The 14,191-nt window shown below is 61.8% G+C and carries 15 protein-coding genes and 1 tRNA gene; 14 read left to right on the top strand and 2 right to left on the bottom strand.

Annotation, left to right across the window (positions count from 1 at the left end):
* The first annotated feature begins 5 nt into the window (after positions 1–5).
* The 5 genes from AB8A50_RS15595 (at position 6) to AB8A50_RS15575 (ending at position 5,027) form a co-directional block, all read left to right on the top strand.
* Positions 6–1,028 (top strand): ABC transporter ATP-binding protein, encoded by a 1,023-nt coding sequence (locus AB8A50_RS15595; RefSeq protein WP_439078215.1) that lies wholly within the window; start codon positions 6–8, stop codon positions 1,026–1,028.
* Positions 1,006–1,995, top strand: a complete 990-nt coding sequence (locus AB8A50_RS15590) for an ABC transporter ATP-binding protein (protein WP_439078214.1) — start codon at positions 1,006–1,008, stop codon at positions 1,993–1,995. Before AB8A50_RS15595 ends, AB8A50_RS15590 begins: the two co-directional genes overlap by 23 nt.
* Positions 1,996–2,019: 24 nt before the next feature.
* Positions 2,020–3,528, top strand: coding sequence for a class I adenylate-forming enzyme family protein (locus tag AB8A50_RS15585; RefSeq protein ID WP_439078213.1), 1,509 nt, complete (start codon positions 2,020–2,022; stop codon positions 3,526–3,528).
* On the top strand, positions 3,525–4,286 hold the full coding sequence (locus AB8A50_RS15580; protein WP_439078212.1) for an SDR family NAD(P)-dependent oxidoreductase: 762 nt from the start codon (positions 3,525–3,527) through the stop codon (positions 4,284–4,286). The genes AB8A50_RS15585 and AB8A50_RS15580 overlap by 4 nt, the downstream gene beginning before the upstream one ends.
* 225 nt (positions 4,287–4,511) lie before the next feature.
* The gene (locus tag AB8A50_RS15575) at positions 4,512–5,027 is read left to right on the top strand and encodes an Lrp/AsnC family transcriptional regulator (protein ID WP_089266090.1); all 516 of its coding nucleotides are present in this window, start codon (positions 4,512–4,514) and stop codon (positions 5,025–5,027) included.
* A 430-nt stretch (positions 5,028–5,457) separates the two neighbouring features.
* On the opposite strand, the gene AB8A50_RS15570 is transcribed toward AB8A50_RS15575, so the two are convergent.
* Positions 5,458–5,532, bottom strand: a tRNA-Thr gene (locus tag AB8A50_RS15570).
* 323 nt (positions 5,533–5,855) lie between these two features.
* Between AB8A50_RS15570 and AB8A50_RS15565 the strand changes: the two genes are divergently transcribed.
* From AB8A50_RS15565 to AB8A50_RS15545, 5 genes are all read left to right on the top strand, one after another.
* The gene (locus tag AB8A50_RS15565) at positions 5,856–6,077 is read left to right on the top strand and encodes a hypothetical protein (protein WP_439078211.1); all 222 of its coding nucleotides are present in this window, start codon (positions 5,856–5,858) and stop codon (positions 6,075–6,077) included.
* A 35-nt stretch (positions 6,078–6,112) separates the two neighbouring features.
* Entirely contained in the window at positions 6,113–7,822 is a 1,710-nt protein-coding gene (locus AB8A50_RS15560; protein WP_439078210.1) for an FAD-dependent oxidoreductase, read from the top strand.
* A 20-nt stretch (positions 7,823–7,842) separates the two neighbouring features.
* On the top strand, positions 7,843–8,151 hold the full coding sequence (locus AB8A50_RS15555) for a UBP-type zinc finger domain-containing protein (RefSeq protein ID WP_068734755.1): 309 nt from the start codon (positions 7,843–7,845) through the stop codon (positions 8,149–8,151).
* A 40-nt stretch (positions 8,152–8,191) separates the two neighbouring features.
* Positions 8,192–9,115, top strand: a complete 924-nt coding sequence (locus tag AB8A50_RS15550) for an alpha/beta fold hydrolase (RefSeq protein ID WP_439078209.1) — start codon at positions 8,192–8,194, stop codon at positions 9,113–9,115.
* A gap of 149 nt (positions 9,116–9,264) precedes the next feature.
* On the top strand, positions 9,265–9,771 hold the full coding sequence (locus AB8A50_RS15545; protein WP_439078208.1) for a hypothetical protein: 507 nt from the start codon (positions 9,265–9,267) through the stop codon (positions 9,769–9,771).
* Between the two features lie 31 nt (positions 9,772–9,802).
* Here the strand turns inward: AB8A50_RS15545 and AB8A50_RS15540 are convergent, their stop codons facing one another.
* Positions 9,803–10,432: a TetR/AcrR family transcriptional regulator gene (locus tag AB8A50_RS15540; RefSeq protein WP_439078207.1), complete on the bottom strand. Its 630-nt coding sequence runs from the start codon at positions 10,430–10,432 to the stop codon at positions 9,803–9,805.
* Between the two features lie 146 nt (positions 10,433–10,578).
* Between AB8A50_RS15540 and AB8A50_RS15535 the strand changes: the two genes are divergently transcribed.
* The 4 genes from AB8A50_RS15535 (at position 10,579) to AB8A50_RS15520 (ending at position 14,105) form a co-directional block, all read left to right on the top strand.
* A complete protein-coding gene (locus AB8A50_RS15535) occupies positions 10,579–11,514 on the top strand; it encodes an SDR family oxidoreductase (protein WP_439078206.1) in 936 nt (311 codons plus the stop codon).
* Positions 11,515–11,556: 42 nt separating this feature from the next.
* Positions 11,557–12,222, top strand: coding sequence for an epimerase (locus AB8A50_RS15530; protein ID WP_439078205.1), 666 nt, complete (start codon positions 11,557–11,559; stop codon positions 12,220–12,222).
* A gap of 125 nt (positions 12,223–12,347) precedes the next feature.
* Positions 12,348–13,637: a UDP-N-acetylglucosamine 1-carboxyvinyltransferase gene (murA, locus tag AB8A50_RS15525; protein WP_439064891.1), complete on the top strand. Its 1,290-nt coding sequence runs from the start codon at positions 12,348–12,350 to the stop codon at positions 13,635–13,637.
* 21 nt (positions 13,638–13,658) lie between these two features.
* Entirely contained in the window at positions 13,659–14,105 is a 447-nt protein-coding gene (locus tag AB8A50_RS15520) for a DUF2948 family protein (protein ID WP_089266100.1), read from the top strand.
* Positions 14,106–14,191 lie beyond the last annotated feature (86 nt).

Raw genomic sequence — 14,191 nt, 5'->3', positions numbered from 1 at the left:
TGATCATGGGCAGCAAAGCCGGTCCAGCGCCGATCCTCTCCATTGAGAACCTGCAGGTGTCGTTGTTCACGCGCCGTGGCGTGTTGCCTGCGGTCGATGGTCTGTCGCTGACAGTCTCGGCCGGCGAGACTCTGGCCATCGTCGGTGAATCCGGCTGTGGCAAGTCGTTGACGGCGCTGGCGATCATGCGGTTGTTGCCGAACCCGCCGGCAAAGATCGTCGGTGGCGCCGTCCGCTTCATGGGGCGTGATCTCGCTGCCTTGTCCGAGCGCGAGATGCAGCGGGTCCGCGGCAAGGACATCTCGATGATCTTCCAGGATCCGATGACATCGCTGAACCCTGTGGTCGCGGTTGGGGATCAGCTGATCGAGGCAATCAGGCGCCACAATGACGTGTCGCGTCACGAGGCGAGAGACCGCGCGGTCGAGTTGCTGCGCCGGGTGCGTATCCCGGATGCGGAACGCCGCTTCAACGATTATCCGCACCAGATGTCCGGCGGCATGAGCCAGCGCGTCATGATCGCGATGGCGATTGCTTGTGGGCCGAAGCTCCTGATCGCCGACGAGCCGACGACTGCGCTCGACGTCACGATCCAGGCGCAGATCATCGAACTGATGAAGGAGCTGCAGTCCTCATCCGATATGGGCCTTATCATTATCACCCATGATCTCGGCGTGGTTGCCGAAGTCGCCGACCGGGTGGCCGTGATGTATGCCGGCCGCAAGGTCGAGGAAGCGCCGGTGGAGGCATTGTTCGAGCGGCCGCTGCATCGCTACACGCGTGGGCTGCTGGGGGCGACGCCGTCGGCACAGCGCCGACGTGGCAGTCGTCTCGTCGAAATTACGGGCAACGTGCCGGCGCTGTCCGATTTGCCGCAGGGCTGCGCCTTCCAGAACCGTTGTCCCGATGTACTCGATCGCTGCCGTGCCGAGCGACCACAGCTGGCGCCGTTGCTGCCGCACCGTTCCGCTGCCTGTTTTGCTGCCGAGAAGGAGTTATCGCGCGATGCCGCTGCTATCGGTGCTTAGTCTATGTGTTCAATACCAGAGCGCACAGGGCGTCGTGCGGGCGGTCGACGATGTGAGTTTCGACCTGGAGCCCGGCGAGACTGTGGGGCTGGTCGGGGAATCCGGCTGCGGCAAGTCCACGCTCGGCAAGGCGATCATGCGCCTGGTGCCGACGTCCGACGGACGCGTCTTCCTCGATGGTGACGATGTCACGCGGATGCAGGCAGGCGCGTTGAAGGCCTCGCGGAAGTCGATGCAGATGATCTTCCAGGATCCTTATGGATCGCTCAATCCGCGCCATGACGTCGGCACCATTGTCGGGCAACCGCTCAGCGTCGCCGGCTGGTCGCGCCGTGATATCAAGGATCGTGTCATCGAGCTGATGGGACAGGTGGGCCTGCCGGCCGATGCGATGCGGCGCTATCCGCATGAGTTCTCTGGCGGCCAGCGCCAGCGTCTCGGCATTGCGCGTGCACTTGCGCTCAAGCCCAAGGTCATCATCTGCGACGAGCCGGTATCTGCGCTGGACGTTTCGGTGCGCGCGCAGGTCATCAATCTGCTCGAGGACCTGCAGCAGGCAACGGGCGTGTCGTATCTGTTCATCTCGCACGATCTTTCGGTCGTCGAGCATATTTCGGACCGGCTGATCGTGATGTATCTCGGTCGGATCGTCGAAACAGGCCGCAGTGAGGATGTCTGGGATAGACCGGTGCATCCTTATACGGAGGCATTGCTCGCCGCCGCGCCGATCGCCGATCCGCGCACCGCGCGGAGTCGCACCCGCAGCGTGCTGCAGGGTGAGTTGCCCAGCCCGCTCAATCCGCCGCCAGGCTGCAGCTTCAGTACGCGCTGCCCCTACGCTCAGACGCTTTGCCGCGAGGAGCGACCGATGCTGCGCGATGTCTCCGATGGCCGCAAGGTGGCCTGTCACTACGATCTGCTTGAACAACCCGCGGCGCTGCCGCGTGTCGCGCGAGTGGCCAATTGAGTTCTCAGAAGTGGAGTATTGCCAATGCGATGGAATAATCTCGGTGACCTGATCGATCGCAGCGGTGACCTTGATCGGGAGGCGGTCATCGATCTGATCGATCCCGCGCATCCCAGGCGCTACACGCACCGCCAGATCGACGAGATGGCAAACGGGGTCGCCCAGTATCTTGTCGATAGTGGTTACAAGCGCGGCACGCATGTCGCGATTCTGTCGTTTAACCGCGCCGAATACATCATTTGCTATTTCGGCATTATGCGCGCCGGATGCATCGCTGTTCCGGTCAATATCAAGGCTGCGCGCGACACCGTCGATTTTGTGATGGACGACGCGAAGATCGCGCTGGCATTTGTCGACAATGCCAACCGACCGATGGTGCGCGACGGCATTCCCGTCATCAATTTCGACGACAGCGGCCCAAGCGGCTTTACTGCGACGATCAAGCCCGCAGCGTTCACCGCGGTCGAGACGACGCGGGAAGAGGTCGGGCAAATGCTCTACACCTCCGGCTCCACCGGCCGGCCCAAAGGCGTACCGCTATCGCATTACGGACAACTCTGGGCGATCTCGACACGGACCAGCGGTGCGCTCAATCAGGATGATCGCTACATCATCGCGCAGCCACTGTTTCACATGAATGGCCTGTTCGCCATCAAGACGATTTTCGCTCAGAATGCGTCTGTGGTGGTGCTGCCGTCGTTCGAGACCCGCAGTTATATTGAGGCCATCGCCAAGTACAAGGTGACCGCCGCCACGGCCGTTCCCACCATGTGGGCTCGTGTCGTCAAGGAAACGGAACTGCTAGCGAAGAATGATATCACCTCGGTTCGTCGCCTGATGCTTGGGTCGGCGCCGATGACCATGGGTCTGTGGGACAGGATCAAGCAGGCGCTGCCCAACGTCGTAATGACGATGGGCTACGGCACCACGGAAGCGGGGCCGGCTGTGTTCGGCCCGCATCCCGACAAGATCCCGACGCCGCCGTTAGGGTTGGGCTATCCGATCCGCGTGGAGGACGTCCGTCTCGTTAATGGAACCGAGAATGAAGGTGTGCTGTTGATGCGCAATCCGGCGGTGCTGGATCACTATCACAATCTGCCGCAGCAGACCGCCAAGGTGCTGACCGATGGTTGGTATTACAGTGGCGATGTGATGCGCCGCGATGCCAACGGCTTCTATTTCTTCGTGGGCCGTGCGGATGACATGTTCGTCTGCTCCGGCGAAAACATCTATCCGGGCGAAGTCGAAAAGCTGTTGGAGCGTCACCCGCAGGTCCAGCAGGCGGCGGTGGTGCCGTTGCCCGACGAGGAACGGAGCCACGTGCCGGTTGCGTTTATTGTCACGCGGGAGCAGCCTACGCCGAGCTTCGACGATATCCGTCAGTTCGCCATCGCCAATGGTCCGGCATATCAGCACCCGCGCCGCGTTGAGTTCGTCCATGAATTGCCTTGGGCGGGCACTAACAAGATCGACCGCAAGGCGCTGATCGACCGGGCGCGAAGCCTGGAAGCCAGTCACGGCTGGTCCGCATGAGCGGGCTAACAGGGAAGATCGCGCTGGTCACCGGTGCAAGCCGGGGGATCGGTCAGGCTATCGCGCTTCGCCTAGCGAAGGACGGCGCAACCGTCGCGATCCATTACAACGCCTCGGTCGATGCGGCGAATGAGACTGTGGCGGCCATTGTCGCTGCTGGGGGCAATGCCTTTGCCATCAAGGCCGATCTCTCGGAACGCAGTGGCGCAACTTCCCTGGCCGCTGGTCTAGGTGCCGAACTGACCAAGCGTTATGGCAGCCCTGCATTCGATATTCTCGTCAACAACGCCGGCGTCGGAAAACGCGCGACCATTGAGGATGTTTCCGAGGACGACTTCGATCTTCTGCTGCAGACCAATCTGAAATCGCCGTTCTTTCTGATCAAGGCACTGATGCCACATCTTCGCAATGGCGGACGTATCATCAATATCTCGTCGATGGGGACGCGTTCGGCCTATCCGACCATGGCCGCCTATGCGCCCGCCAAAGCGGGTCTGGAAGCGCTGAGCCGCTTGCTGGCCGTTCATCTCGGTGGTCGACAGATCACGGTGAATTCCGTGATGCCCGGTGCGACCGCGACGGACATGAACATCGTCGCGCGCGATCCGGTGGCCAGCCGCGCAGTGGCTGAGACAATCGCGCTCGGCCGGGTCGGGCAACCCGACGATATCGCAAGGGTCGTCGCCTTTCTCGCGTCGGACGAAGCGGGCTGGGTCACGGGCCAGCAGATCGATGCCAGCGGTGGCCAGCGACTGTAACGGGCCACGCGTTCAATCAACAAACCGGTATGCGCGACGCGCGGTGGCGGATTCACCTTAGTGCCGCGTCAGCGAAGGCGTCGCTTTTGACGCCAGGCTGCTGCTCGAATGCGCAGCGGTGACAATTGTTTATGCTCGCGAACTTCCAAATCTCGCAATACCATTGCGTCACGATGGCAATGAACGGCAGAAATATTCTGCGTGCACCCTTCATCGGAGGCCAACATGCTCGACGAGCTCGACCGCAAAATTCTCGCGGCACTCCAGGTAGACAGTAGCCTTTCCATGCAGGACCTCGCCGATCGCGTAGGTCTGAGTTCCACGCCGTGTTGGCGTCGCATCCAGAAGCTCGAAAGCTCTGGCTACATCAAGCGACGCGTTGCACTTCTCGATGCAGACAAGTTGAATCTGGGTGTCAGCGTTTTCATCGCTGTGCGAACGAACCAGCATAACGCGGAGTGGGTTCAGCGTTTCCGGAAAATCGTCGTCAGCTTCCCCGAGGTGGTCGATTTCTATCGCCTGAGCGGCGACGTGGACTATCTGATCCGGGCTGTGGTCTCGGACATCCGGGCCTACGACGATCTTTATCAGCGGCTGATCGCCAAGATTGATCTGCATGACGTGTCGTCGATGTTCACGATGGAGCAGATCAAGTCGACGACCGAATTGCCGCTCATGAATGCTTTAGTGAAGCAGGGGCGGGGCGATATATCTTCGGCGGCGCATTCCCTGTCGCATTGAGAGGCCGCGGCTCCGAAGCTGCCGCATGGAGTGTAATCGTTCGTGTGCTGCGGGCAGCACCGTTCCACGATTTCCGGCTAGAGCGGTACGTGCCGGCTGATCGCATCTGCGTCTTCTAGGGTGCGACGGGGGTCGGCAGAGGCATTATGTGCGCCAAACGAAAAACCCGCCGGTTAGGGCGGAATTCAGCGGTCATCTCGATTTTGGTCCATCATTCAAAGCCACAAGCGTAGCGCCCCCGCGAAGGGGGCTGTTTCAAGTTCGTTTGAGTCCGGTGATACGTCTGCTTATGCCGGGCGATTGGAACGGGCAGGGAACAGAGCCCCGGATATTCCCGTATTGAACCGCGATTTCGCGTTCTGTTCTCCCGTGAGCCGCCTGATTGTCAGGTGCTGCGGTCGGGAGAACTTATTGATTTAACAGGGGAAAATGGTGCTGCCAGACAGGATTGAACTGTCGACCTCTCCATTACCAATGGAGTGCTCTACCACTGAGCTACGGCAGCATGCTGGGTGCAGGAATCAGCCTCGAGGGCGCCTACCAAGCGGGGCGATCCTTGCCACAAGGTCACGGGCGGCGCAAGCGCGGGTGGCACTTAGAATGCATCATTATAACAGGGGTGTGGTCGGCCTGTTGCGGTTGCAGCCACCTTGCGCTTCGCCATTGGCGAGTCGATCCGGTTCCCCATGGCCTCGATAACCGCCGGCAGAGCCTTCATTGGCCGGATCATCACCTCGAAGTCGATATCTCGCGTGATCCGTTGAAGGCGGTTATGTATGGGGTCACAGGATCCAATCTGGCGCATCTGTGCACGCCATTCGATCGACCATGACCGCCATGACCGATACGCCGAGCAAACCCGCCAAGGAAAGTGCAGCTGCCCGTCAGGACAGGCTGCGCCAGGCGCTGCGTGAAAATCTCAAGCGCCGGAAGGTGCAAATGCGCGGGCGCGCCAGTCAGGCCGGCGATGCCGTCGCAGTCGAGGCGTCATCGGATGCCGATAAGATACAGGACTTCTGTTCAAGACCCGTCGATCCCGATCGGGATTGATGGCACCTGTCCGCCGCGTGAGCATGCGAGTTTAAATGTCGTCAGAATCCCAGGCATCATCCAGCGCCGAGTTGCCGGCCTACGCGCCGCGGGCGGCGCTGCCGCGCCACGATCAGACCTTTCCTGTGCTGACGGCGGCGGAGATCGAGCGGATGCGCCGCTTCGGTGAGATCCGACATTACAAGGATGGCGATTGCCTGTTCGAGACCGGCAAGCCCGGTCCCGGCATGTTCGTGGTGTTGTCCGGACATGTGGCGATCACCCAGCGCGACGGCTTTGGCCGCATCACGCCGGTGGCCGATCAGTGCACCGGACAGTTCGTGGCCGAGATCGCGCAACTGTCGGGCCGCGTCGCGCTGGTTGACGGTCATGCTGAAGGCGATATCGAGACACTGCTGATTCCGCCGGAACGGCTGCGCGCGCTGTTGATCGCGGAAGCGGATCTGGGCGAGCGCATCATGCGTGCGCTGATCCTGCGTCGGGTGAACCTCCTGCAGGGCAGCGCTGGCGGTCCGGCTTTCATCGGCGCGGCCAATTCCAGCGATGTCATCCGCCTGCAGGGCTTCCTCTCCCGCAACGGCTATCCGCATCATCTGCTCGACCCCGCAACGGACAAGGACGCCGCCGATCTGATCGCGCGCTATACGCCGTCGCCGGAGGATCTGCCGCTGGTGGTGGTGGCCGACGGCACGGTGCTGCGCAATCCGTCATTCTCCGAACTCGCCCGCGCGATGGGCATGATCAGCCATATCGCCAAGGGCAAGACCTATGACGTCGCTATCGTTGGCAGCGGGCCTGCGGGCTTGTCCACCGCGGTGTATGGTGCGTCCGAAGGTCTCTCGATTGCGGTGTGCGATGCCAAATCGTTCGGCGGGCAGGCCGGTGCCAGCGCGCGGATCGAGAACTATCTCGGTTTCCCCACCGGCATCTCCGGGATGGCACTCACGGCGCGTGCCTTCAACCAGGCGCAGAAGTTCGGCGCCGATATCATGATCCCGGCGGCCGTGAAGTCGCTGGACTGTTCACGCAAGGACGGACTGTTCGCTCTTGAACTTGACGACGGCGATGTCATGCGTGCCAAGGCTATCGTAGTGGCATCGGGCGCACGCTATCGCCGGCCGGATATCGAGCGGCTCGCCGATTTCGAAGGTCGCGGCGTCTGGTACTGGGCATCTCCGATCGAGGCCCGGCTCTGCAGGGAGCAGGAAATCTACCTGGTCGGCGGTGGCAATTCGGCAGGTCAGGCGGCGGTGTTTCTCGCGAGCCATGCCAACAAGGTGCATATGGTGATCCGCGGTGGCGGCCTCGGCGCCAGCATGTCGCGCTATCTGATCGAGCGCATCGAGGCGACACCGAATATCGAGCTGGTCTTCAACACTGAAGTCGTGGCGCTGGAGGGGACGCAGGAAGTGGGGCTCGAACGGATCTGTACCCGTAGTCGGCTGTCCGGCGAGGAGTCCTGCGCTGACATCCGCAATCTGTTCCTGTTCGTTGGCGCCGATCCCGCCACCGAATGGCTGGCGGATTGCGGCGTCACCCTCGATCGTCATGGCTTCATCATCACCGGCATTCCCGCCAATGGTCGCAGCGTGCAGGCACTGGAGACGTCGGTGTCCGGTGTCTTTGCGGTCGGTGATGTGCGCTCGGGTTCGGTCAAGCGCGTCGGCGGCGCGATCGGCGAGGGCGCCCAGGTGGTAGCGGCGCTGCATGGTTTTCTCGGCGATACGGCCACGCCGACCCTTTGAGCCGATAACGGGAGATCATCATGCCCAAAGGCTGCACGCATATTTCCGGCATTCGCGACGTTACGCCGAGCGCACTCGGTTGCGAGGAATGCCTGAAGACGGGCAGTATATGGCTGCACTTGCGGATCTGCCGGACCTGCGGTCACGTCGGCTGTTGCGACGATTCCCCGAACAAGCACGCGACCAAGCATTTCCATGCCACGAAGCATCCGATCATCGAGGGCTACGATCCGCCGGAAGGTTGGGGCTGGTGCTATGTCGATGAAGTGATGTTCGATTTGTCGGATCGAAAGACTCCGCACAACGGGCCGATTCCGCGCTACTACTGAGACAATCGTCCCGACGCGGGCGACGTTCAGTGGGGACTTCATGCACATTTTTACGATCGGACGCCGGGCTTTGTTGGGTGTGCTGCTGGCCGTCCTGGCAGCGCCGTTTCTCCCCGTATCCGCTTCAGCGCAAGCTCCGCAAAGCCGCTTCGCCACCATCAACGGCGTCAAGCTGCATTATCTCATTGCGGGCAAGGGCGATCCGATCGTGCTGCTGCATGGCTATGCCGAGACCAGCCATATGTGGCGCCCGCTGATCGCGAAACTTGCGGCCAGTCATACGGTGATCGCGCCAGATCTGCGTGGCTTCGGCGATTCCGACGCGCCGGCTGATGGCTACACCAAAGCGGCGATGGCACGCGATATCCATGCGCTGGTGGCCGGCTTGAAATATCCCAAGGTGAAAATTGTCGGCCACGACATCGGTCTGATGGTCGCCTATGTCTATGCTGCGCAATATCCGAGCGAAGTCGATCGTATCGCGTTGATGGATGCCTTTTTGCCTGGTGTTGGCGACTGGACGCATGTCTGGCTGTTGCGCGACCTCTGGCACTTCCATTTCTACGGCAAGACGCCGCTGGCGCTGGTCGCGGGCCGCGAGCGCATTTACCTTGAGCACTTCTGGAATGATTTCGCCGCGAACCCGAAGAAGTCGGTACCGGAAAAGGACCGTGTGTTTTACGCCAAGGTCTATGCGAAGCCCGGCCATATGGCAGCCGGTTTCGAGGTCTTCCGCGCTTTTGAGAAAGATGCCGCCGAGTTTGCCGAACTTGCCAAGACCAAACTGCCGATGCCGATGCTGGTTCTCTCCGGTGAGAAGGCCGGTGGATCCTTCCTGATCGAGCAGGGGCGCCTCGTCGCCAGCAATGTGGACGGCGTTATCGTCAAAGGCTCAGGCCATTGGCTGATGGAAGAAGCCCCCGATCAGGTGATCCCGAAACTGGTTGAGTTTCTCAACAAGTAGGATTTCGCGGCTCTATCGATCGAACGCGAAAGTCTTGAACGAAACGGCGCCTTGCACGCAAATGTATATGATGACTATCAGCCAAAAACTATTGGCAAGTTCCCGCGCTGCACCCTAAGATTTGAAAAGTTCCAAAGCAGGGGTGCATCATGGTCCTAGGAATGAGCTTGGCAACGTTCACGTTGCTTCATGTGGTGGTCAGCCTGATCGGCATCGTCGCGGGCCTAGTCGCAATGGTCGGCCTGCTGAAGTCAAAGTCGCTGCCCGGCTGGACCGGTCTGTTTCTGCTGACGACGATCCTGACCAGCGTGACCGGCTTCTTCTTCCCGGTCGAGAAATTGCTGCCGTCGCATGTCATCGGCATCATTTCGCTGGTGCTGCTGGCGATCGCCTGCCTGGCGCTCTATGGCCAGAAGCTGGCGGGGCGCTGGCGCTGGATTTACGTGCTGACTGCGATGATCTCGCTTTATCTCAATGTGTTCGTGCTGGTGATCCAGAGCTTCCTGAAGGTGCCGCCCCTGCACGCGCTGGCGCCGAGCGTGCCGCCGAGTGAGCCGCCTTTTGCGATCGTTCAGGGCATCGTGCTGGTGTTCTTCGTCGTCACGACCTTCCTTGCGATCAGGAAGTTTCGCCCGCTGCCGGGCGGCTTCGCCTGATCGCCGGGCGGCGATCTCCCGCCGATAGCCGCTAGGCTTTGCCTTTTCGGGCGGGCGATTCCCGAAGGATCGCCCGTATCTCGCCGAAGGTGCGCTTCACAAGCGCCTCGGGTCTTTCGCCTGCGTCCTGCGCCAGCCAGATCTCGCCGCCGATCCGCATCGCGCCTGTCGTGATCATGGCGACCAGCCGCGCCTGCAATTGCCCGGATTTGTCTTTGGCGCGGTTGCCGAGCGCGGCAGCGATGGCGCGCTCCATCTTCTCGTATTTCACGTGGTCGCGCGCGCGCAGCGCGGGATTGCCGTGCTTCAATCGCGCAATGGCGATTGCTTCGGAGCTCTCGAGCTGCTGTGCCATCGAGAGCAAAGCATTTTCCGCGGCCAGCAGCATCGGCTCGTCAGCGGGCCTTGCGGTGATCGCGGCCACAAGGAAATCTGTGCTGGCATCCTGCCACGCCAGAACGAGGTCTTCCTTCGACGCGAAATAATGGAAGAAGCTGCGGCGCGAGATCTCTGCGGCGGCCGCAATGTCGTCCAGCGTCGTTTCCTCGAAACCGCGCTTAAGAAACAGCTCCATCGCGACCTTGGTGAGCCGCTCTCGCGTCTGCTGGCGCTTCCGTTCGCGCAGGCCGGTCGGCGGCGCAGCAGGAAGCGCCGCAACCAAATCCGCGTCTGTTTTCCTCGGCTTAGCAGGTATCCTGGCGGTCACAACAATCCTCGATCTGCACCTATTGCAAGTTTGCACTGAGTGCACATTTATCTCCAGCGGCCGCGCCGCGCAACGATTCTCGATCCTGGGGAGATATAAGCATGACGGACTGGAGCATCGACCATATTCCGCCCATGACCGGCAAACTGGCCGTGGTGACCGGAGCGACAGGCGGCCTCGGCTTCGAGACGGCAATGGCGCTTGCGGGAGCCGGCGCCGAAGTGGTGCTGACCGGCCGTAGCGACGCCAAGGGGAGTGCTGCGATCGAGCGCATCTGCGAGCGACATCCCGACGCTATCATCAGCTATGAGCACCTCGATCTCGCCAGCCTGGACTCGGTCGCTACTTTCGCGCGCCGTTTCGATGCGATGTACGCGTCGCTCGATCTCCTGATTAACAACGCCGGCGTGATGGCGCTGCCGACGCGCCAGACCACCGCCGACGGCTTCGAGATGCAGCTCGGTACCAATTATCTCGGTCACTATGCGCTCACGGCGCGTCTGCTCCCGGTGCTTCGCCGCAACAAGGCGCCGCGTGTGGTCAATCTCAGCAGTCTTGCGCATCGTTCGGGCCTCATCGATTTCGACGATCTCCAGGGCGCGACATTCTACAAGCCGTGGAAAGCCTATCAGCAGTCGAAGCTCGCGATGCTGATCTTCGCGATCGAGTTGCAGCGGCGCAGCGATGCCGCAGGCTGGGGTCTGATGAGCAATGCCGCGCATCCCGGTTTCGCGCTCACCGATCTCATTCCGAACGGCCCCGGCAGCGGTGGCTTGATGGGGCTCGGAAGCCGGTTGCTGCGTCCGCTGAGCCATTCAGCCGCCGCCGGTGCCTTGCCGACATTGTTTGCAGCCACCTCACCCGATGCGAAGCCAGCTGGCTATTACGGCCCGAACGGCGTCTACGAAATGAAGGGGCCGCCGGCTCCCGCGAAGATCATGCCGCGAGCTCAGGATGCTGCCGTCGGCGCGCGGCTGTGGGAGGTCTCAGCTGCGCTCACCGGCATGTCGTTTGATCAGGTCGCAATTGCCGCCTGATTGCGTCGCGCGATCGACTGTCAGTCATCCAAAGGAAGTCTCATGAAAGTCATTCTGTTCGGTGCGACCGGCATGGTCGGGCAAGGCGCGCTGCGCGAATGCCTGCTTGATCCCGATGTCGAGGCCGTGCTCGTGGTCGGCCGCAGTCCTACCGGGCAATGTGATGCCAAGTTGCGTGAGATCACGCATACGGATTTTTTCGATCTGTCGGCCATCGCGCCCGACTTGACGGGCTATGGCGCCTGCCTGTTCTGCCTTGGCGTCTCGTCGCTGGGCATGAGCGAGCCGGACTATCGCCGGATCACCTACGACATCACCCTCGCGGTGGCGAACACGCTGGCGCGGCTCAATCCTGGCATGACCTTCGTCTACGTGACCGGCCAGAGCACCGACAGCACCGAGCAGGGCAGCGTGATGTGGGCGCGGGTCAAGGGCAAAACCGAGAACGACTTGCTCAAGCTGCCGTTCAAGGCGGCCTATATGTTTCGCCCCGGTGGCATCCAGCCGCTGCACGGTGTGCGCTCGAAGACGGCGTGGGTTCAGGCGATCTACACCGCGACCGCGCCCCTCTGGGCGCTGCTGGTCCGGATCGCGCCAAAATACGTCACCACGACAGAGAAAGTCGGCCGCGCCATGATCCGGGTGGTTCGTAACGGTTATTCCAAGCCAATCCTGGAAACTCCGGATATCAATCAGGTCGGTGCGTAAATGGGCCGATTCGGCCCTTTTCAGATTTACTGCCGGCCTCATCGAAAAACCGCAAATTTCGACGCTTTTGCTTTAAAGAGGCCATCCGCCCTATAGTCGGGGCACAGCAATCAGCGGGAATCGGTATGGATCGCATTCGCATCGTCGGCGGCAGCAAACTCAATGGCACGATCCCGATTTCGGGCGCCAAAAACGCGGCGCTGCCATTGATGATCGCCGGTCTGCTGACCGACGAGACGCTGATTCTCGACAACGTGCCGCGTCTGGCCGACGTCGCGCAGTTGCAGCGCATTCTCGGCAATCACGGCGTGGACATCATGTCGGCCGGCAAGCGCCCGGGCGACCATGAATATCAGGGCCAGACCCTGCATATCTCCGCCGCCAACATCATCGACACGACAGCGCCCTACGAACTGGTCTCGAAGATGCGCGCGTCCTTCTGGGTGATCGCGCCGCTGCTGGCGCGTATGCACGAAGCCAAGGTATCTCTGCCCGGCGGCTGCGCCATCGGCACCCGTCCGGTGGATCTCTTGATCATGGCGCTGGAGAAGCTCGGCGCCGAGCTGACTATCGACGGCGGCTACGTGATCGCCAAAGCCCCCGGCGGCCTGAAAGGCGCCGAGATCGATTTCGCCAAGGTCACCGTGTCCGGCACCCATGTAGCGTTGATGGCTGCGACGCTGGCCAAGGGCACGACCGTCATCAACAATGCGGCGTGCGAGCCGGAAATCGTCGACGTCGCCGACTGCCTGAACAAGATGGGCGCGCGCATCTCCGGCGCCGGCACCCCGACGATCACGATCGAGGGCGTGGCCAAGCTGAATGGCACGCGCCACACCGTGCTGCCGGATCGCATCGAGACTGGTACCTATGCCATGGCCGTGGCCATGACCGGCGGCGATGTGCAACTTTCAGGCGCACGGCCTGAATTGCTACAGTCGGCGCTCGACGTACTGGTCGAGGCCGGCGCGACGGTGACGCCGAACAACGACGGCATCCGCATCTCGCGCAACGGCGCGGGTATCAAGCCGGTGAACGTGTCGACGGCACCATTCCCCGGCTTTCCGACCGATCTGCAGGCGCAACTGATGGCGCTGATGACGACAGCCACGGGCTCCTCGCGTATCACCGAAACGATCTTCGAAAACCGCTTCATGCATGTGCAGGAGCTGGCCCGCTTCGGCGCGCGCATTCATCTCGACGGTGAAACCGCGACCATCGACGGTACGGCCAAGCTGCGCGGTGCGCCCGTGATGGCGACCGACCTGCGCGCCTCGGTCTCTCTGGTGATCGCCGGCCTCGTCGCGGAAGGCGAGACCATGGTCAACCGCATCTATCATCTCGATCGCGGCTTCGAGCGGCTCGAGGAAAAGCTGTCCGCCTGCGGTGCCACCATCGAGCGCATCAGCGGATAGGATTCTCTCAAAGGGGTCGCCGTGACGGGTCAACGCAAGCTGATTGCACTGGATGCCGACGACCTCGCGGTGATTTCCGCGCATGTTCAGGATGCGGCTGTCAATGTCGGCGACATTATCTGGCGGCAGAGCGAGAAGCGGCTCGTGGTCGGCATGAGCCGGCTCGACTGGGATCAGACGATTTCAGGGGAAGTCACGCCGCGCCGGCTGGTCTCGGCGCTGCGCTTCGACCGCGTGCTGGCCTGCAAGTCCCGCGATATCGATCTCGAAACGCCCGACATCGCGCTGGAACTGTTCGGCATCGAATTCCATGCCGCCGAGCCTCCTGGCGGTAGCGTCGTCCTGATCTTCGCCGGTGGGGGCGCACTCCGGCTGGATGTCGAGTGTCTCGAGGTCGAACTGGCCGATCTCGGCCCGGACGATCTGACCAGCGATGCCGGCACCGAGGCCTCCGGTCTGGACGCCTGATCCGCTATTCATCCTTTCCATGGCAGCACAGGGTTGACGGCCCTTTGCCGCCGCGCCATTGAGCAGGGGGCCTTGGCCGGCAAGGC

The organism is Tardiphaga sp. 841_E9_N1_2, assembly GCF_051811065.1.
GTDB classification, from domain to species: Bacteria; Pseudomonadota; Alphaproteobacteria; order Rhizobiales; family Xanthobacteraceae; genus Tardiphaga; species Tardiphaga robiniae.
This window is presented reverse-complemented; position numbering and strand designations above follow the sequence as displayed.

Bases quoted from the DNA above. Each gene is read 5' to 3' on its own strand.
- AB8A50_RS15595 (WP_439078215.1), top strand. From the start codon at position 6: ATGGGCAGCAAAGCCGGTCCAGCGCCGATCCTCTCCATTGAGAACCTG.
- AB8A50_RS15590 (WP_439078214.1), top strand. From the start codon at position 1,006: ATGCCGCTGCTATCGGTGCTTAGTCTATGTGTTCAATACCAGAGCGCA.
- AB8A50_RS15585 (WP_439078213.1), top strand. From the start codon at position 2,020: ATGCGATGGAATAATCTCGGTGACCTGATCGATCGCAGCGGTGACCTT.
- AB8A50_RS15580 (WP_439078212.1), top strand. From the start codon at position 3,525: ATGAGCGGGCTAACAGGGAAGATCGCGCTGGTCACCGGTGCAAGCCGG.
- AB8A50_RS15575 (WP_089266090.1), top strand. From the start codon at position 4,512: ATGCTCGACGAGCTCGACCGCAAAATTCTCGCGGCACTCCAGGTAGAC.
- AB8A50_RS15565 (WP_439078211.1), top strand. From the start codon at position 5,856: ATGACCGCCATGACCGATACGCCGAGCAAACCCGCCAAGGAAAGTGCA.
- AB8A50_RS15560 (WP_439078210.1), top strand. From the start codon at position 6,113: ATGTCGTCAGAATCCCAGGCATCATCCAGCGCCGAGTTGCCGGCCTAC.
- AB8A50_RS15555 (WP_068734755.1), top strand. From the start codon at position 7,843: ATGCCCAAAGGCTGCACGCATATTTCCGGCATTCGCGACGTTACGCCG.
- AB8A50_RS15550 (WP_439078209.1), top strand. From the start codon at position 8,192: ATGCACATTTTTACGATCGGACGCCGGGCTTTGTTGGGTGTGCTGCTG.
- AB8A50_RS15545 (WP_439078208.1), top strand. From the start codon at position 9,265: ATGGTCCTAGGAATGAGCTTGGCAACGTTCACGTTGCTTCATGTGGTG.
- AB8A50_RS15535 (WP_439078206.1), top strand. From the start codon at position 10,579: ATGACGGACTGGAGCATCGACCATATTCCGCCCATGACCGGCAAACTG.
- AB8A50_RS15530 (WP_439078205.1), top strand. From the start codon at position 11,557: ATGAAAGTCATTCTGTTCGGTGCGACCGGCATGGTCGGGCAAGGCGCG.
- murA (WP_439064891.1), top strand. From the start codon at position 12,348: ATGGATCGCATTCGCATCGTCGGCGGCAGCAAACTCAATGGCACGATC.